The 16186-nt window shown below is 47.1% G+C and carries 17 protein-coding genes and 1 tRNA gene; 17 read left to right on the top strand and 1 reads right to left on the bottom strand.

Annotated features, from left to right (window positions below):
- Positions 1–89: 89 nt before the first annotated feature.
- Genes AC812_RS15550 through AC812_RS15525 form a run of 6 tightly spaced genes read left to right on the top strand, consistent with a single transcriptional unit; the run spans position 90 to position 5013 of the window.
- The gene (locus AC812_RS15550; protein WP_061916779.1) at positions 90–671 is read left to right on the top strand and encodes a helix-hairpin-helix domain-containing protein; all 582 of its coding nucleotides are present in this window, start codon (positions 90–92) and stop codon (positions 669–671) included.
- Positions 672–690: 19 nt separating this feature from the next.
- Positions 691–1137 (top strand): GatB/YqeY domain-containing protein, encoded by a 447-nt coding sequence (locus tag AC812_RS15545; protein ID WP_061916782.1) that lies wholly within the window; start codon positions 691–693, stop codon positions 1135–1137.
- 6 nt (positions 1138–1143) lie between these two features.
- Positions 1144–3318: an HD family phosphohydrolase gene (locus AC812_RS15540; protein ID WP_061916785.1), complete on the top strand. Its 2175-nt coding sequence runs from the start codon at positions 1144–1146 to the stop codon at positions 3316–3318.
- A complete protein-coding gene (gene ybeY, locus AC812_RS15535) occupies positions 3308–3766 on the top strand; it encodes an rRNA maturation RNase YbeY (protein WP_061916788.1) in 459 nt (152 codons plus the stop codon). Before AC812_RS15540 ends, ybeY begins: the two co-directional genes overlap by 11 nt.
- 2 nt (positions 3767–3768) lie before the next feature.
- Complete coding sequence (locus tag AC812_RS15530; RefSeq protein ID WP_114676147.1) at positions 3769–4158, top strand: diacylglycerol kinase family protein; 390 nt, start codon at positions 3769–3771, stop codon at positions 4156–4158.
- Positions 4159–4176: 18 nt separating this feature from the next.
- Positions 4177–5013, top strand: a complete 837-nt coding sequence (locus tag AC812_RS15525; RefSeq protein WP_061916794.1) for a TIM barrel protein — start codon at positions 4177–4179, stop codon at positions 5011–5013.
- Here the strand turns inward: AC812_RS15525 and AC812_RS15520 are convergent.
- A complete protein-coding gene (locus tag AC812_RS15520) occupies positions 5008–5661 on the bottom strand; it encodes a response regulator transcription factor (protein WP_061916797.1) in 654 nt (217 codons plus the stop codon). The genes AC812_RS15525 and AC812_RS15520 overlap by 6 nt on opposite strands.
- A 216-nt stretch (positions 5662–5877) precedes the next feature.
- Between AC812_RS15520 and AC812_RS15515 the strand changes: the two genes are divergently transcribed.
- From AC812_RS15515 to AC812_RS15465, 11 genes are all read left to right on the top strand, one after another.
- Complete coding sequence (locus AC812_RS15515; RefSeq protein WP_061916800.1) at positions 5878–6279, top strand: response regulator transcription factor; 402 nt, start codon at positions 5878–5880, stop codon at positions 6277–6279.
- A 9-nt stretch (positions 6280–6288) separates the two neighbouring features.
- Positions 6289–6660, top strand: coding sequence for a DUF192 domain-containing protein (locus tag AC812_RS15510; RefSeq protein ID WP_061916802.1), 372 nt, complete (start codon positions 6289–6291; stop codon positions 6658–6660).
- Positions 6653–8047 (top strand): peptidoglycan DD-metalloendopeptidase family protein, encoded by a 1395-nt coding sequence (locus AC812_RS15505; protein WP_061916805.1) that lies wholly within the window; start codon positions 6653–6655, stop codon positions 8045–8047. The genes AC812_RS15510 and AC812_RS15505 overlap by 8 nt, the downstream gene beginning before the upstream one ends.
- A gap of 79 nt (positions 8048–8126) precedes the next feature.
- Complete coding sequence (locus AC812_RS15500; protein WP_061916808.1) at positions 8127–9713, top strand: hypothetical protein; 1587 nt, start codon at positions 8127–8129, stop codon at positions 9711–9713.
- Between the two features lie 4 nt (positions 9714–9717).
- Positions 9718–10155, top strand: coding sequence for a hypothetical protein (locus tag AC812_RS15495; protein WP_061916812.1), 438 nt, complete (start codon positions 9718–9720; stop codon positions 10153–10155).
- A gap of 118 nt (positions 10156–10273) precedes the next feature.
- Positions 10274–10346 (top strand) — tRNA-Arg (locus AC812_RS15490).
- 25 nt (positions 10347–10371) lie between these two features.
- Positions 10372–10896: a thiol peroxidase gene (tpx, locus tag AC812_RS15485; RefSeq protein WP_061916815.1), complete on the top strand. Its 525-nt coding sequence runs from the start codon at positions 10372–10374 to the stop codon at positions 10894–10896.
- A gap of 27 nt (positions 10897–10923) precedes the next feature.
- Entirely contained in the window at positions 10924–11355 is a 432-nt protein-coding gene (locus AC812_RS15480) for an Hsp20/alpha crystallin family protein (RefSeq protein ID WP_061916818.1), read from the top strand.
- A gap of 9 nt (positions 11356–11364) precedes the next feature.
- On the top strand, positions 11365–13923 hold the full coding sequence (gene lon / locus AC812_RS15475) for an endopeptidase La (protein ID WP_082149095.1): 2559 nt from the start codon (positions 11365–11367) through the stop codon (positions 13921–13923).
- A 22-nt stretch (positions 13924–13945) separates the two neighbouring features.
- Positions 13946–14305: a response regulator gene (locus tag AC812_RS15470; protein WP_061916821.1), complete on the top strand. Its 360-nt coding sequence runs from the start codon at positions 13946–13948 to the stop codon at positions 14303–14305.
- Positions 14306–14331: 26 nt separating this feature from the next.
- Complete coding sequence (locus AC812_RS15465) at positions 14332–16149, top strand: RNA-binding domain-containing protein (RefSeq protein ID WP_157235492.1); 1818 nt, start codon at positions 14332–14334, stop codon at positions 16147–16149.
- Positions 16150–16186: the final 37 nt, after the last annotated feature.

Below are 16186 nucleotides of genomic sequence, written 5' to 3'. Positions count from 1 at the left end.
GATTCTAGAAAATCAACCGAAAACTGCTTGACCACTTACCGAACCTCATTATACTGATATTGAAGAATTCAGGAAATGGCAGTAACCACATGGGAAAAACAATTTACTCGATCGTTTTCGGGATTCTGATCGGATTGCTGGCTGCCGGATTAATTCTACTGATCTCAGCGCCATCTGAAAGTGCGCCCATTATAATTTTACCCACACCTACCCCCTCTAACATTGCCGTGCATGTCATCGGAGAGGTACGCCAAGCGGGGGTCTATCACCTTCCAGTTGGCAGCCGGGTAGAAGATGCCCTTCAGGCTGCCGGAGGACTGACCGCTCTGGCGGATGTCGATCAAATCAACCTTGCGGCTCGCTTGAATGATGGGCAAAAATTGGTTATTCCGACAAAGGGCGAGGTTTTATCTATCACCAGCCTGACCCCAACCCTATCCTCAGTCCATGCAAACGAAAACACACCCGGCATCGTTGATCTGAATTTGGCAACTCAACAAGAATTGGAAAATCTTCCCGGAATTGGCATAGCCAAAGCCCGTGAAATCATCGCATATCGGCAAAAAAACGGCAGATTTGTTACAATTGAAGAAATTCAAAATGTACCTGGAATTGGATCGGCCATATTTGAAAAGATCAAAGATTACATCACCGTGTCCAATTCACCTTGAACCGAATTGAGGAAAAGAGATGGAGTTGAAAAATCAAATCGAGACATCCCTTAAAGAAGCCATGCGGTCTGGTGATGAAACACGCAAACGCACACTACGGTTGATCATCGCCAGTATCAAGAATGCCGAAATTGACAAAGGCTCGGCTCTGGATGATTCCGGTGTTTTGGGAATTATTCAAAAAGAAGTAAAAATCCGTAAAGAGGCGCTGGAAGGCGCTGAACAGGCACACCGCGACGACCTCAAGGAAATGACCCTTGCAGAAATCAAAATTCTGGAAGAGTTTTTACCCAAACAATTAGACGAAGCCGAGCTAAGAGAACTTATCAAAACCGCAATTGAAGAAACTCAGGCTAAAAGTCCCGCCGATACAGGCAAGGTAATGAAAATTCTCATGCCAAAAGTACAGGGACGCGCAGCCGGCGATCAGGTTAGCAGGCTGGTAAGGGAATTGTTATCTCAATAAAAGACAATGAACAATAACCGGGGCTGGATTTTTGCCAGGCGGATTAATCGAAATCTCTTTCGATTAGTTTTACTTATCCTCACCAGTATTCTCTCTTGGGGAGCAATGGTGCTGCCAATTGCCATTCGCCAGCCCATTGCCCCTTTACAAATTGGTGATGTTGCCTCTCAAGATATTCAAGCCCCTTATGATCTTTCCTACGTCAGTCAGGTACTGACCGACCAAGCTCGTCAGGATGCACGCAATCGGGTTGCCCCTGTCTACCTTCCCGCCGATCCTGCGATAGCCCGCCGGCAGATTGAAAAATTGAGAGTAACCCTGAATTTCATCACCAACATCCGTTTTGATACTTTCGCAACCCCCGAACAAAAATTTGCTGACCTTTCCGCAATACAGGATATTCAAATTTCTCCTGAAACAGCCGAAGCCATTTTAGAATTAAGCGACTCCCGCTGGCAAACCATCCAACAAGAATCCCTCTCGGTTTTGGAGCAGGTCATGCGGCGGACAATCCGCGAAGACCAGGTAGAAGATGCCCGTCGCAGCATCCCGACCTTGATCAGTTTTTCCTTGCCGGAGGATCAGGCGAAAATCGTTGCGGAGCTGGTAACTCCATTTGTTGTACCCAATAGCCTGTACAGTGCAGAGCTGACCGAACGGGCGCGAGAAGAAGAAGCCCGCAAAGTTGAGCCTATCGTTAAAACCTATCTCGCCGGAGAAACGATCATCCGCCGCGGACAAATCATCACACCACTGGCGTGGGAAGCACTCACCGCTTACAACCTCATTCAACCACGAAGTCAACAGGAAAATTTACTCGCAGCCTTTTCCCTGATCGGACTGATTACTGTTTTCACCGGTCTTTACTTCAACCGCCGTAAAATGCCGCTGGTTGAGAACCTGAAAGGCTTGTTGCTGCTTTCCATCACCTTTCTGATATTTTTATACGGCGCCAAAATTGTCATCCCTAACCGCACCGTACTTCCCTATATCTACCCCATACCGGCATTTGCCCTATCGCTGGCCAGCCTCTTTAGTCTCGAAGCCGGCTTGATCTTTCCAATGATTCTTTCCATTCTGGCAGCTTATGGCTTACCCAATAGCCTTGATCTGACCTTGTATTACATCTTGACCAGCATGATCGGAGTGCTGGTGATGGGTCGAGGGCGTCGCATTGCTAATTATTTTTGGGCTGGTGTTGCCATTGGGTTGAGCGGCACCGCTATTATTCTGGCTTATCGGCTACCAGATACAATCACTGACTTGCTCGGAATTGCTACGCTAAGCGGAGCAGCATTTCTCAATGGTTTGGCATCCGCAAGCCTCACACTCCTGTTCCAGTTCCTTTTCGCTCAATTATTGGGGATTACAACAGCCCTCCAATTGATGGATCTTCTACGCCCTGATCATCCCTTATTGCAGCATATTTTACGAACGATGCCGGGCTCCTATCAGCATTCTCTTCAGGTTTCCAATTTAGCAGAGCAGGCTGCCGAAGCCATCGGCGCTGATGCACTACTGACCCGCGCCGGCGCAATATATCATGACATTGGTAAATCATTAAACCCTTCGTTTTTTATTGAAAATCAAATCGGAAACAAGATTGACTCCCATGATGATTTGGACCCCGAAGAAGCCGCTCAAATCATCATTCGGCACATTACCGATGGCGTTGCGCTGGCTCAAAAATACCGTCTTCCTCGCCGGATTCAAGATTTTATCCTCGAGCATCACGGAACATTGATCACCCGTTATCAGTACTCTCAGGCACTTAAAGCCGCCGGCGGAGATCCATCCAGGGTGGATATTGCTAAATTCCGTTACCCCGGTCCCCCGCCTCAATCGAAAGAAACTGCAATCTTAATGCTGGCCGATGGTGTCGAAGCCCGTGCCCGGGCTGAATTACCCAAAGACGACGAAGAACTTCGGAAAATCATCCGAAGTGTGATTGAATATTGTCAGAAGGAAGGACAACTGGATAACACCAATCTGACCCTGCGTGATCTCAGTCTGATTACCGAGTCATTCGTGAACACCTTGCGAAACACTTATCATCCACGCATTAAGTATCCAGAAATTAAAACTCCTCAACAGGCTGGTACTGCCGAAAAAGAAACAGCATCGGTCGAGTCCTCCATTAACCAACCTACTGAGCCCCTAAAAAGCAACGATGATCATTAATATTCAAATCGAACCTCTATTTGAAAACGAAATTTCAGAAGATTTAGTCTCACAAGTCGGCCGGGCAGTTTTAGCCCAATCGCAGGCCGAAAATGAGGTGGAAACCACCATTGTTTTAACAGATGATGAGACCCTCCGCGAACTCAATTCTCAGCATCTGGGAATTGATGCCCCCACAGATGTCCTTTCCTTCCCTGCGGACGAATTTGACCCGGATGAGCAGACGACTTATATCGGGGATGTTGTTATTTCCGTTCCTCGGGCAAGGGAGCAAGCAAAGACAGCCGGTCATCCCTTGGAAAATGAAATCAGCCTTCTGGTTGTACATGGTCTCTTACATCTTCTGGGTTACGACCATGACGTTGAGGAGCGAAAAGCGCTCATGTGGGAAAAACAAGCCGAGATTCTCACCAATCTGGGAATTCACATCAATCAACTTCCCGAATGACCATGCTGCGATTTTTCGTCGGACGGCGACCAGCCTTCAAACACGCCTTTCAGGGTCTGAAATTTGTGCTGCAGACTCAGTACAACGCCCGCATTCATCTGGCGATGACCATCCTTGTGGTCATCTTTGGTCTTCTCCTGAGATTGAGCAATTTAGAATGGGCAATTATCGTTATCGCAATTGGATTGGTATGGATAACCGAGATCATCAATACCGCACTCGAAGCTCTGGTTGATCTGGTAACCCAACAGTATCACCCACTTGCCAAAATAGCCAAAGATACCGCTGCCGCGGCGGTTTTATTTGCATCCTTTATTGCGGTGCTGTTGGGTATTGCTATTTTTACACCCCACCTCCTCTACTTATTCTTTAAATTCAACCTGAATCCATGAGCCACAGCAGGAGAAAAAATGTCACAATTTCGCTTCGGTACAGTTGGTTCACCCGTTTCAACCCCCAAAAAGCCAGGGGGGAGTGTTGGAGCTGTTCAGCAGATCCACACCCTGGGTCTATCTGCTCTTGAATTGGGGTGGGTTCAATCCGTCAGGGTTTCAGAGGATACTTGCCGGCAGATTCAGGCAACCGCTGCCCAATTGGACGTCGCCATCAGCGTTCACGCCCCCTACTTCATCAACTTGAACGCAGATGATGAGGAATGGCCAAAATCTCGTCAACGATTAATGGATGCAGCTTATTACGGCTTTTTAGCCGGCGCAACGGATATCGTGTTTCACCCCGGTTCTTATTTTAATCACCCGCCCCATGAAGTCAGAGAGAAGGCAATTCAACGCCTTGCGGGTTGTGTGAGTGAACTTGAAGCCAATAATATCCATGTAATTTTACGCCCAGAAACGATGGGCAAATCCGCTATGTTGGGTTCCTTAGAAGACACATTAATAATGAGCCAACAGGTGGAACACGTACAGCCTTGCCTGGATTTTGCTCACCTTCACGCACGTGCCGGTGACGGCTCGATGAATAGTCGTCAAGAGTGGCTGCAGGTACTCAAAGATTACCAAAACGCTTTAGGAGCCGAATCCCTCCAAAAACTGCATATTCACCTTTCAGGAATTGAATACGGCGCTAAAGGAGAAAAAAATCACCTTCCTCTGCGTGAATCCGATTTTGCCTTGAGAGAGTTATTTCTGGCCCTTAAGGAAATGAACTGCTCGGGCAGAATTCTATGCGAAAGTCCTGTTTTGGAAGAAGACGCCCTGTATATGAAACAGGTCTGGGAGGAATTATAGATATTCTTTTAAGTTGTGTTCAACCGCGTAGGCAGCCGCCTCTGCTCGATTGCTGACACCCAACTTTGAGAGGATGCTGCTAACGTAGTTTCTCACGGTGCCTTCTCCTAAAAACAGCACCTTTGCAATTTCTCGATTGGTCTTCCCCTCCGAAACCAGCAGTAGAACATGCTTTTCCTGCTGGCTCAGGTTGGCAAAGGCAGAGGCTTCCTCTTCTTTTACCGCCCGCCGCACTTCTTGAAAAACCCGCTGAGTCACAGCCGGATCCAGTAGTGCTTCACCACGACCAACGGCTTCAATTGCCCGGATCAAATCCTCACCACCAATTTGCTTCAAAACATAACCGGAGGCACCCGCTCGAATTGCAGAAAAGAGCATTTCATCCTCAGCGTAGGAGGTCAGCATAATCACTTTGGTATCGGGATACTTTTGGGTAATTTCTTCACAGGCTTCAATTCCCGATGCCCCCGGCAAACGAATATCCAGCAGCACAACATCCGGTCGAAGTTGAGCCACTTTCTCTAAGGCTTCTTTTGCTGTTCCCGCTTCCCCCACTACTTCAAATTGGGGATGATGTTCCAGTAAGGCTTTCAACCCAAGGCGCACAACTTCGTGATCATCAACCAGTACGATGCGTTGTTTGCTCATAATTGCCTCCACGCGAAAGTATAGCGAATTATCCCTTCTATGGCAAGCAAAATGATGACCGAACGTAAAAGGATTGAAAATTCTTGAAGTATGAAGTTTTGTACAATTTCTAATCTTTTTAATTTGGAATTCTTCCATGGCTGTGGTAAACTAAATATAGGGCGGAATAATAAATTCGCTCACGATGAATGATCAGGGAAATCCTTCAGCAATAATATGAATTCAAGTCTCAACCGCACGGTCATTTATATCGAAGACGATCAGGAAATGATTGACCTGGTATCAATGATTTTAAGCCGGCGCGGCTACACTGTGCAAGGGGCGCAAGGGGGGAAGATTGGCCTGGAAATGGTTAGGCAGGAACCGCCCAATTTGATTTTGCTGGACTTAATGATGCCGGATATGGATGGCTGGGAGGTTTACCAAAATCTCAAGTCCGATGAAAAAACCAAAAACATCCCCGTCATTGTCATTACTGCCAAAGCACAGGCGATTGACCGAGTACTTGGTTTGCACATCGCACACGTAGATGATTACATCAGCAAGCCATTTCGACCTCAGGAATTACTGGAAAGCATCGAAAAAGTACTTTCAAAGGCCGAAAGCAAGGACCGATAAATCACTTCAATGGCCCGCTGGGTTATCGTTCAAAACTTGAATCGCACAGAAACACCTCCCATAAAAGCCCGTCTTTGTGATTCTTTTTGGGCAAAGTTGCGCGGTTTGATGTTTCAAAAGTCTGTAGGGGAACATGAAGGCATCCTGATTGACGAAAATTCAGATGGGGTTGTCACCACAGCCATCCACATGTTTTTCATGCGCTTTCCCATCGCAGCCATCTGGATTAATTCGAATTTAGAAGTTGTGGATACCCGGTTAGCCCGTCCCTGGGCTGCTTATCATGCCCCGGTTCAGCCAGCCCGTTATGTTTTGGAAACCCACCCCAACCGCCTTCTCGACTTCAAAGCCGGTGATCGGGTAAAATTACTTCATGGTTAAAACTCTTCAATTAATTCGTATTATTGTTATCCTTGCTGTTGTATTCACACCCTTTATGAAGGTTGCCGCCCAGTCTTCAAATGATTTGCCGGTTTACATCGTTCAGGCTGGCGACACGATCAATTCTATTGCATTGCGGTTTGGAATTTCTCCTCAAGATTTGATTGCTGTCAATCAGATTTCCAACCCCGATTTGCTTCCAGTAGGCACATCCCTGAAAATTCCCGGATTCGAAGGCGTTTCCGGCACATTAACCCTCAGCATTGCCCCGCTGGGAGCCAATCTGCGAACCATCAGCCGCCAATATGAAGTAGATGAAGACACCATCATTCGATTGAATCAATTAACCAGCCCCGCCCAAATTTACGTAGGGTCAACGCTGATCTTGCCTGAAAAAAATCCATCCGCAAGGATCAAACCCTTGAAAGCGCTTGGCGAGGGAGAATCTGCTCTTGAAACCGCAGCCCAATTTTTGTCCAACCCATGGAAACTGGTCATCTACAATCAAAAAGAAAGTACTGCCCGCTTTCTTAGCCAGGAATTGATTTTCAGCGACATTTCAGGAGATGAGAGTGGATTATTTGGCTCGCCCTGGTTAAAAAACATCGAAATCACACCTCTACCTCTGCGACAGGGCAAAACCCATGTGGTGAGAGTTTACACCTCAAAGCCCCTCAATCTTTCTGGCTCGTTGAATAATGTTCCATTATCATTTTTCAAGGAACAAGAAAATCAATATGTGGCTATTCAAGGAATACACGCCATGGCACAACCTGGCCTGGCCCTGTTAACCCTCAAAGCCCAGGACGATGCGCAAATGAGTTTTGAGATAGAACAACCCATTTTACTGGAACCGGGATATTATCCGCAAGATGTCCCTCTCACGGTCGATCCTTCCACTTTGGATCCGGCCATCACTCAACCCGAAGATGAACTGATCCGAACTGTGACCAAAACAGCCACCCCACAACGCTACTGGACGGAAAAATTCCGGGTGCCGGTAGATGAACCGTGTATTCGTTCGTGGTTTGGCAGCCGCCGCTCTTACAATAACAGTGGCTACATCTACTTTCACACCGGTGTGGATTATGGCGTCTGCGCCAATAATTTAAATATTTACTCACCGGCACCCGGCGTGGTTGTTTACGTCGGTGAATTGACTGTACGAGGAATTTCGACGATTATTGATCATGGTTGGGGGGTTTATAGCGGTTTCTGGCATCAGAGCGCCCCCAAGGTGAATGTCGGCGATTTTGTTGAAACCGGCCAGATCATCGGCGAAATTGGAGGAACAGGACGGGCTACCGGCCCCCATCTTCACTGGGAAGTATGGGCAAACGGCGTTCAGGTAGAACCGCTGGATTGGCTGGAAAAGGTGTACCCATAAAATTGTCAACATTTATCATTATCAGGGTATAATAACACTGTAATGAAGCGCATATTTTAATCCATCGAGCAACAGGAACATGCCAGTTCAGATCGAAAACCTGCAAGAAAAGTATTGGGAAAAGTTTGAAATTCAAGAAGAAGATCTCGAATTTCTTTACAACCATCTTCTGGAAATTGAAACACCACTCACGGCAAAAGAATTAGCAGAAGTTTTAATTCGAGAACGCATTCGCCGCGAGACAGAGCGCCTGTTGGAGCTCCAATCTGCACGGGGTGAAATTTATCAACCCCAAAAAACCTACCAACCGGGCGAACACCTTCAATTTCCCGCCTTAAATTGGGTAAAGGGGAAGGTACTCTCGGTACGACCTGGATTCAACCCAGATTTGCCTGCTTTTGAAGTCATTAAAGTTGAGATGGAAGATGGTAGTATTAGAGAGTTTGCCGCCTCATTACCAGATCATATTCTAAATCAGTCCATCCAAAGCGAAATTAACGAACCGGCGCTCAATCCCGATTTGATCTTAGAAAAATACAGCGATCAGATTGCCGATTTACTTACCCAAACTTTTGAAACCGTTGCGGATCTCGTTCAAATTGCTGGAGCGTGGTTTCCGCGTTCTCTTTTGGTAGATGTCAGCGTTGGGCATCTCAACCTGGCCGAAGCATTGTTGGAGATGTCTGGCGGCGGTCCGCTGCCTACTGAGGTGATTTTAGATCAAATCGAACTGCCTACCGATGTCAATCGCAAACTGACCGAATTCTCGATGAATCTGGCATTGCAGGAGGATAACCGCTTTGACGAGGTCGGTCCTGCTGGCAAGACCCTTTGGTTTTTGCGACGGCTGGAACCGGAGGGAGTGCAAAACACCCCCCTCTATCTCCGCTACCAACCCGTCTCAGTAGACACCAGTGTAGCCAGGTCGGAAATCGAAGCCCTGAATCGACTGGTATTCGATGAACTCGAACCAGAAGGGGATTTACCAAAGAAAGCCGAAGAAATTGAGGTCAGTTTAATTTTTCCACATTGGCGGGCTGGTACAATTCCTCTCTCCAGAAGCATTGCCCGCCTTTTCCCAACAGCGTATGAAGCCCCACGGGTGCGCTTCCTCTTTGTGGATGAAGAGACTGGCAAAGAATTTCCTGGCTGGGTAGTGCGACCAGGCCGCTATGTTTTTGGCTTAAGGGAATGGATTGAAGAAAAAGAATTAATTCCGGGTTCTTTATTCGTGGTTAAGCAAGGTAAAGAACCGGGCAAAGTGATCATTAAAGCACTCAAGAAAAAATCAACCAAAGAATGGTTGCGAACCGTTCTTGTAGGCACCGATGGCGGTGTGGTGTTGACCATGCTCAAACAACAGATTGGGAATGAATATGACGAGCGAATGGCAATTGCCATTCCCGACGTGGCAGCCCTCGATCAAGTATGGGAAACCGGCACTCGCTATAAAACATCACTCGAAAAAACCATCCTCAGCATGATGCGAGAAATGGTTAAATTATCCCCTCAGGGACATGTGCATGCGCAGGAACTTTACGCGGCCGTTAATCTGGTACGGCGCTGCCCGCCCGGTGTATTGGTCTCCATCCTGGCTAATCAACCTAATGTTCTTCATCTCGGTGATTTGTACTACCGACTAAGCGACCAAGACTTAGAGGTCTGAAAAAATGAGCATTTCCAGCCGCTTCAGTCTCATTAAACCAACCCTGCAAACCCCTTTTCACATAGATTTTGAATGGTGGAAAAGCCATGACCAAAATTGGCGGGTTTTCTTGCTGAGTTTTTTATGCCCTGAACACCAGAGTTTTTTCGAAAGCCTGGGTCAGGAGACCTGGATTGATTGGGTCAACCCTCAAACCGCTGAAGTCACTCGGGTGGATGGTCTCCAGCATACCTTGATGGTACATTGTGCAAAATTACCCGGATTTTTATCTCAAAACACCTCGCTGGTCAATGCAGTTTTTCGGGTTTTCCTCTCCAACGGAAATACCCCGCTGACTCCCGTTGAACTCGCAGAAATCATCGGTAGGCCAGCCGATAAGATCTTACAAACATTCTCCGGTACAACGGTCTATCAAGGAATTCGTCCTTTTCAAAGGGGATAAGTGATTGAATTAGATACAACCTGATAAAGGTTCATGCTGGCTGTGCTATAATTGAATTTGATCAATTTACATCATGATAATTTATGGGTGCTCGCCCATCGTTCCTGATCCATGAACTGCCCCTGTAGCTCAATGGACAGAGCACCGGACTTCTAATCCGTTGGTTGTGAGTTCGAGTCTCACCAGGGGCGCTCAATTTACCAAAGGAGTTGGCGTATGACTTACCTTGAAAGAAACGGTGTAATCACATTTGCAGGGAAAGACGTTACAGTCGTTGGTTCTGACCTGAAAGCAGGTGATTTGGCACCGGAATTTACCGTTCAGGCACAAGATTGGTCCACCGTGTCCGGATTGAGCACAACGGCCGGGAAGGTACGAATTATTGCTTCTGTTCCATCTTTGGAAACTGCAGTATGTGATCGCGAAACCAGACGATTTAATGAGGATGCAGCCAATCTTAGTAAGGATATTGCCATCCTGGTAATCAGTACAGACCTTCCATATACTCAAAAACGGTGGTGCGGTGCCGCTGGTATTGATCAGGTTATGGTCCTGTCCGATCACATGGATGTTGACTTTGGTAAAAAATATGGTGTTTTACTCAAAGAGCTGAGGATACTCAGAAGGGCTGTTTTTGTCGTTGACCGCAATAATCGGATCACCTATGCCGCTTACATGCCAACCATCGGGGCAGAACCGGATTACGATGCTGTTATACAAGCCGCAAAGCAGGCATTGTAGTCATTGTTTTATTTTAGTGGAGGTACGATGGTGACCATCTATTTCAAGTCCAGAAAGTCTCATGCCAGTTTTACAGGTTTGGAAGAAGCCACACCCGCCTTGGGGAAACATCTAAAAAACTGGAATAATAATCATCCCCACCAGTGGCAACCCGCCACTGATATTTACGAAACTGAAGATAAAATCATCGTCCTTATGGAAATTGCCGGGATCAAAGAAGAAGATTTGACCATCCTGCTCCATCAGGGCACTCTGGTTGTTCAAGGCATTCGTCGTTTCAATTACCAGTCACCTCGTGCCATTCACCAGATGGAAATACCCTACGGTGAATTCAATGTGGAATTACATATCAACATTCCCGTGGATGATTCGCAAATCGAAGCCATCTACGATCAGGGATTATTACGAATAGAAATTCCCAAAGCCCGCCCTAAACAAATTCACATCATCAAGGAATAAGCGAGCGGTATGCCAGCATCAAGATGGAACATTGACTTTAATCAATTTTATTTTCAATTTGACGCCGAAGAGGAAGGCTACGAAGAGGTCTTTCTTAGTTCGGACGAAGGGGAAGAAGAAATTTTCATTGAAGAACCGATCGCTACACAACCCGAAAGTAATCAACCCGAAGAAATCGTCAAATTACCAGAAATTTTGCCAATCCTCCCATTAAGAGGATTGGTGGTTTACCCCCAAACCGGGGTTCCTTTGACGATTGGACAACCACGCTCCATTCGTCTGGTGGATGATGTGGTTACCGGCGACCGTTTTATGGGGTTGGTTGCATCAAAACACCCTGAAATTGAAAGCCCCGACCCCGAACATCTTTACAAGGTGGGCACCGCTGGATTAATTCACCGAATGTTCAGAGCCCCGGACGGCACAATTCGATTACTGGTTCAGGGTTTATTCCGTTTTCGCATCATCGAATTTGTGGCAACAGAACCCTATCTCAAAGCCCGCATCGAGGTGATCCCCGAAAAACAGGAAACCGGCTTAGAAGTGGAGGCCTTGGCTCGCAATGTTCGCGATCAATTTGCGCATATTGCGGAAATGATTCCTTCCATGCCGCGTGAGCTGGTGGCAACTGTTACTTCCATTACCGATCCTCTCCAAACCGTTTATACGATTGCCAATCTCCAGCGGATGGATATCGAAGATGCGCAGGAAATTCTTGAACTGGATTCAATTACCGATAAGCTTCATAAGCTGGTAACTCTACTGACACGCGAAAGCGAAGTTTTGGAGTTAAGTCAGAAAATTCAGAAAGAAGCGCGCTCCGAAATTGACAAAGTCCAGCGTGAGTACTTTTTACGAGAACAATTAAAAGCCATCCAGCGTGAATTGGGCGAAACTGATGAACAGGCTGCCGATGTAGAAGAATTCCGCAAGAAGATCGAGGAATCCGGCATGTCTGAAGAAGCCCGCAAACTGGCCCAACGCGAGCTCGACCGCCTCTCCCGTTTACCGACCGCTGCAGCAGAATATGGCGTGATACGCACATTTTTGGATTGGTTAGTTTCGTTGCCGTGGTCAAAAACGACACCGGACAATCTTGATATTGCCCACGCCAGAGAAGTCCTGGATCAAGACCACTATGGTTTGGAGGACATCAAGGAAAGAATCCTTGAGTACCTGGCTATACGAAAATTAAGACTGGACCGTGCGGCTGAATTTGCTCAGGAAACTACCCCGGACGTAATCCGCCGCCAACGTGAGGGGGTGATCTTGTGTTTTATTGGACCTCCCGGCGTTGGCAAAACCTCATTAGGGCAGTCCATCAGCCGTGCAATGGGACGGAAATTCGTTCGGATTTCATTGGGCGGCGTTCGAGACGAAGCGGAAATTCGCGGACACCGCCGCACTTATATTGGGGCAATGCCCGGGAGAATCATTCAGGCTTTACGCAGGGTCGAAACTCGCAATCCCGTTTTTATGCTGGACGAGATTGATAAACTCAGTTTTGACTTTCGGGGCGATCCGGCTTCGGCCTTATTGGAAGTATTAGACCCCGAACAGAATCAGGAATTTCGAGATAACTATATTGAAGTCGCCTTTGATCTCTCACAGGTGATGTTCATCACCACCGCCAACCAGATGGAAACCATTCCCGGTCCTTTGCTGGACCGCATGGAGATCATCCAACTCTCAGGTTATACCGACAGCGAAAAATTCGAAATCGCAAAGCGATACCTGATCCCTCGCCAATTGAAGGAAAATAGCCTCCGGCAAGATGAAATTGAGTTCACGCCCAAAGCATTGACGACCATCATCCGCCATTACACGCGGGAAGCTGGTGTACGTAACCTCGAACGGGAAATTGGATCAATCTGTCGTAAAGTAGCCACAAAAATCACCGAGGGCAAAATCACCCGTCAGGTCGTTGATGAAAACACCATTCGGGAATTTTTAGGCAGACCCAAGTATCTGGGCACTGAGGAAATTCAACGCCGAACCGAAATCCCCGGTGTGGCTACTGGTCTGGCATGGACTCCGGTCGGTGGTGATGTATTATTTATTGAGGCCACCATTATGCCGGGGAGTAAAGGTTTCATCACGACCGGTTCGGTAGGTAAAGTCATGCAGGAATCGGCACAGGCAGCCCTCTCTTATGTGCGTTCCCGCGCCGCTCAACTCGGTATTGATCCAAATATCTTCGAAAAATCCGACATTCACCTTCATATTCCAGCCGGCGCTCAACCCAAGGATGGCCCATCGGCCGGAGTTACGATGGCAACTGCTCTCGTGTCATTGCTTACTGGCAGGCTGGTACGATCAGACGTGGGCATGACGGGTGAAATTACCCTTCGCGGGCAGGTTTTACCGGTTGGGGGCATAAAAGAAAAAGTACTTGCTGCTCATCGTGCTGGCTTGAAAACTGTCATCTTGCCCAAAGGCAATGAGGCCGATTTAGAGGACTTACCCGAAGAAGTGCACAACGCCATCCAATTTATCCTCGTCGAAAGAGTTGATGAGGTTTTAGAACATGCTCTGGAACAAAAAGTTGAGCAGCCCGCCCAAGTTTGAAATTGGGTAGAAAGACGGATTTATGACGAAGGTATTAATCATTGAAGACGATCTCTCGATGCGTTCTTTACTGAAAACATTACTTGAAATTGAGAATTTTCAGGTAAATGTTTTGGAACTCAATGATCCCGTGGATCTGGTCTCACAAATCCAAAATTCCGATCCTGACGTCATTTTGATGGATGTAAATCTCAAAAGCACGGATGGCCTGACCATATTGCGACAAATCCGTCATGGCGCACCGGAACAAAAAAAATTCCGAGTGATTATGACATCTGGCGAAGATAAAAAACAAGAATGTCTGATGGCTGGGGCGGATGAATTTTTACTCAAGCCCTACATGCCAACAGACTTGATTCAGAAACTCAAATTGCATTCTTAAATTTATTCCCAAACAGGAGAAAATGTTTGGCCAAAAAACAATCCCTCACAAATTCGCAATGGTATACCATTGATCTTCACATTCATACCCCCGCTTCGAGCGATTATCAACAACCCGAAGTAACTTTCTTGGACATCTTACAAAAGGCAGAAGCCCGCGGGTTGGATATGATCGCGATTACCGATCATAATACGGTTGCTGGCTACCGAAAAATGATGGAGGAGATTCACTCCCTTGAATTTCTCGATAAACTGGGGAGGCTTCTGCCTGCCGAAAAACAACGATTAGAGGAATACCGTCGTTTACATTCAAAAATACAGGTGTTACCGGGCTTTGAATTTACAGCCACATTCGGTTTTCATATCCTTTGTATCTTCCCTCCAGAAAAATCAATTCGAGAACTGGAACATCTCCTTCTGAGTCTTAACATCCCGCCTGATCAGATTGACGAAGGCTCTCAAACCGTTGGTGCAACGGAGGATGTTCTAACCGTTTATCGAGTGGTCAATGAAAATGGCGGCCTCGTGATTGCGGCTCACGCCAATTCCAGCAATGGTGTAGCCATGCGCGGCTTCAATTTTGGCGGACAAACCAAAATTGCGTTTACACAAGACCCCCATCTCCATGCACTTGAAGTAACCGATCTGGAACAAAAAGGACCTCGCACAACTGCAGCTTTCTTCAATGGAACAAAGCCGGAATATCCGCGTCGGATGCACTGTATTCAGGGGTCAGACGCCCACCGTCTTACTTCCGACCCAACCCGGAAGAAAAATTTTGGGGTAGGCGAAAGAGCCACCGATGTCCTCTTACCAGAATGTACTTTTGAAGCCCTCTTAGAACTCTTCAAAAGCAACGATTTCTCCCGCACGCGCCCCCATCAACACAAAGAAGAAGCTGCCGGGTTTGATTTTGTTCAAAACGCTCAGGAAGAAGGCCCGAACATCATTCAGGATTTTCATGAAAGCATGACCGTTCGGGGTGGCAAGTTGTACGCCATTCTGGCGGATGTTTGTGCTTTTGCAAATACCAACGGCGGGACACTTTATATCGGGATCAGTTCCGATTCTAAGAAACCTCCTGCCGGAATTCAAGATGTTGAACAAAGTATCCATACCCTCGAAAAAGAAATCAATAACCGGATCAGTCCACCTTTGCATTGCACAATTGATGCCCTGGACTATAAAGGGAAAAAGATTATTCGGATATTAATCCCGCGCGGTGAAGAACCCCCCTATGCTGTGGATGACAATAAAATCTACATTCGCGATGAAGCCGAAACCGGCTTAGCTGTAAGAGATGAAATTGTCAGTCTGGTGCTACGCAATAAAATTGCTATTTTGCCTGCACCCAGCGAGATCAACCCATTCGACTCCGTTCAGCCGTCCGAAGGAATCCGTGACGATTTAGGTGTGGAGCCCCGCACCGGCGTGGAGGTTTTACCCCCCGAAGAACGGCAGGGGAAACAATACTTTACCATGCGCGACCTTCGCAACGGCAATGTGGTCAAAAATGTGACCCGGGCTTCGGCCCGTAAACTCTGGCATTACGCCATTGATCGCTATACCGAAACCGTCAAGTCCTTTGAACCCACCAGAATTAAATGGCTTGGGGATTATGGCTTATTACGAAAGCATAAGCAAGGAAATATCACCCGGTTTGATCTTATACTTCGCACGCCTCAGGGCTATCGCTACTTCTTTGGGGTCACTGAAGATGGAATTCACGGGCAATGGCGTAAAGTTACCGGTATTGAGAGAGTTGAAAAATCAAGCGTAATACGCCGAGCAGGCTGTTTGAGGGGTGGAAAAGCCGCACCCGATGGGGTATCCACCCTAAAATAAAGGGGCTGTGTATCTTGATTTGACCTCTTCACCTCCA

The organism is Bellilinea caldifistulae (assembly GCF_001306055.1).
In the GTDB taxonomy this organism is placed as follows: Bacteria; Chloroflexota; Anaerolineae; order Anaerolineales; family Anaerolineaceae; genus Bellilinea; species Bellilinea caldifistulae.
This window is presented reverse-complemented; position numbering and strand designations above follow the sequence as displayed.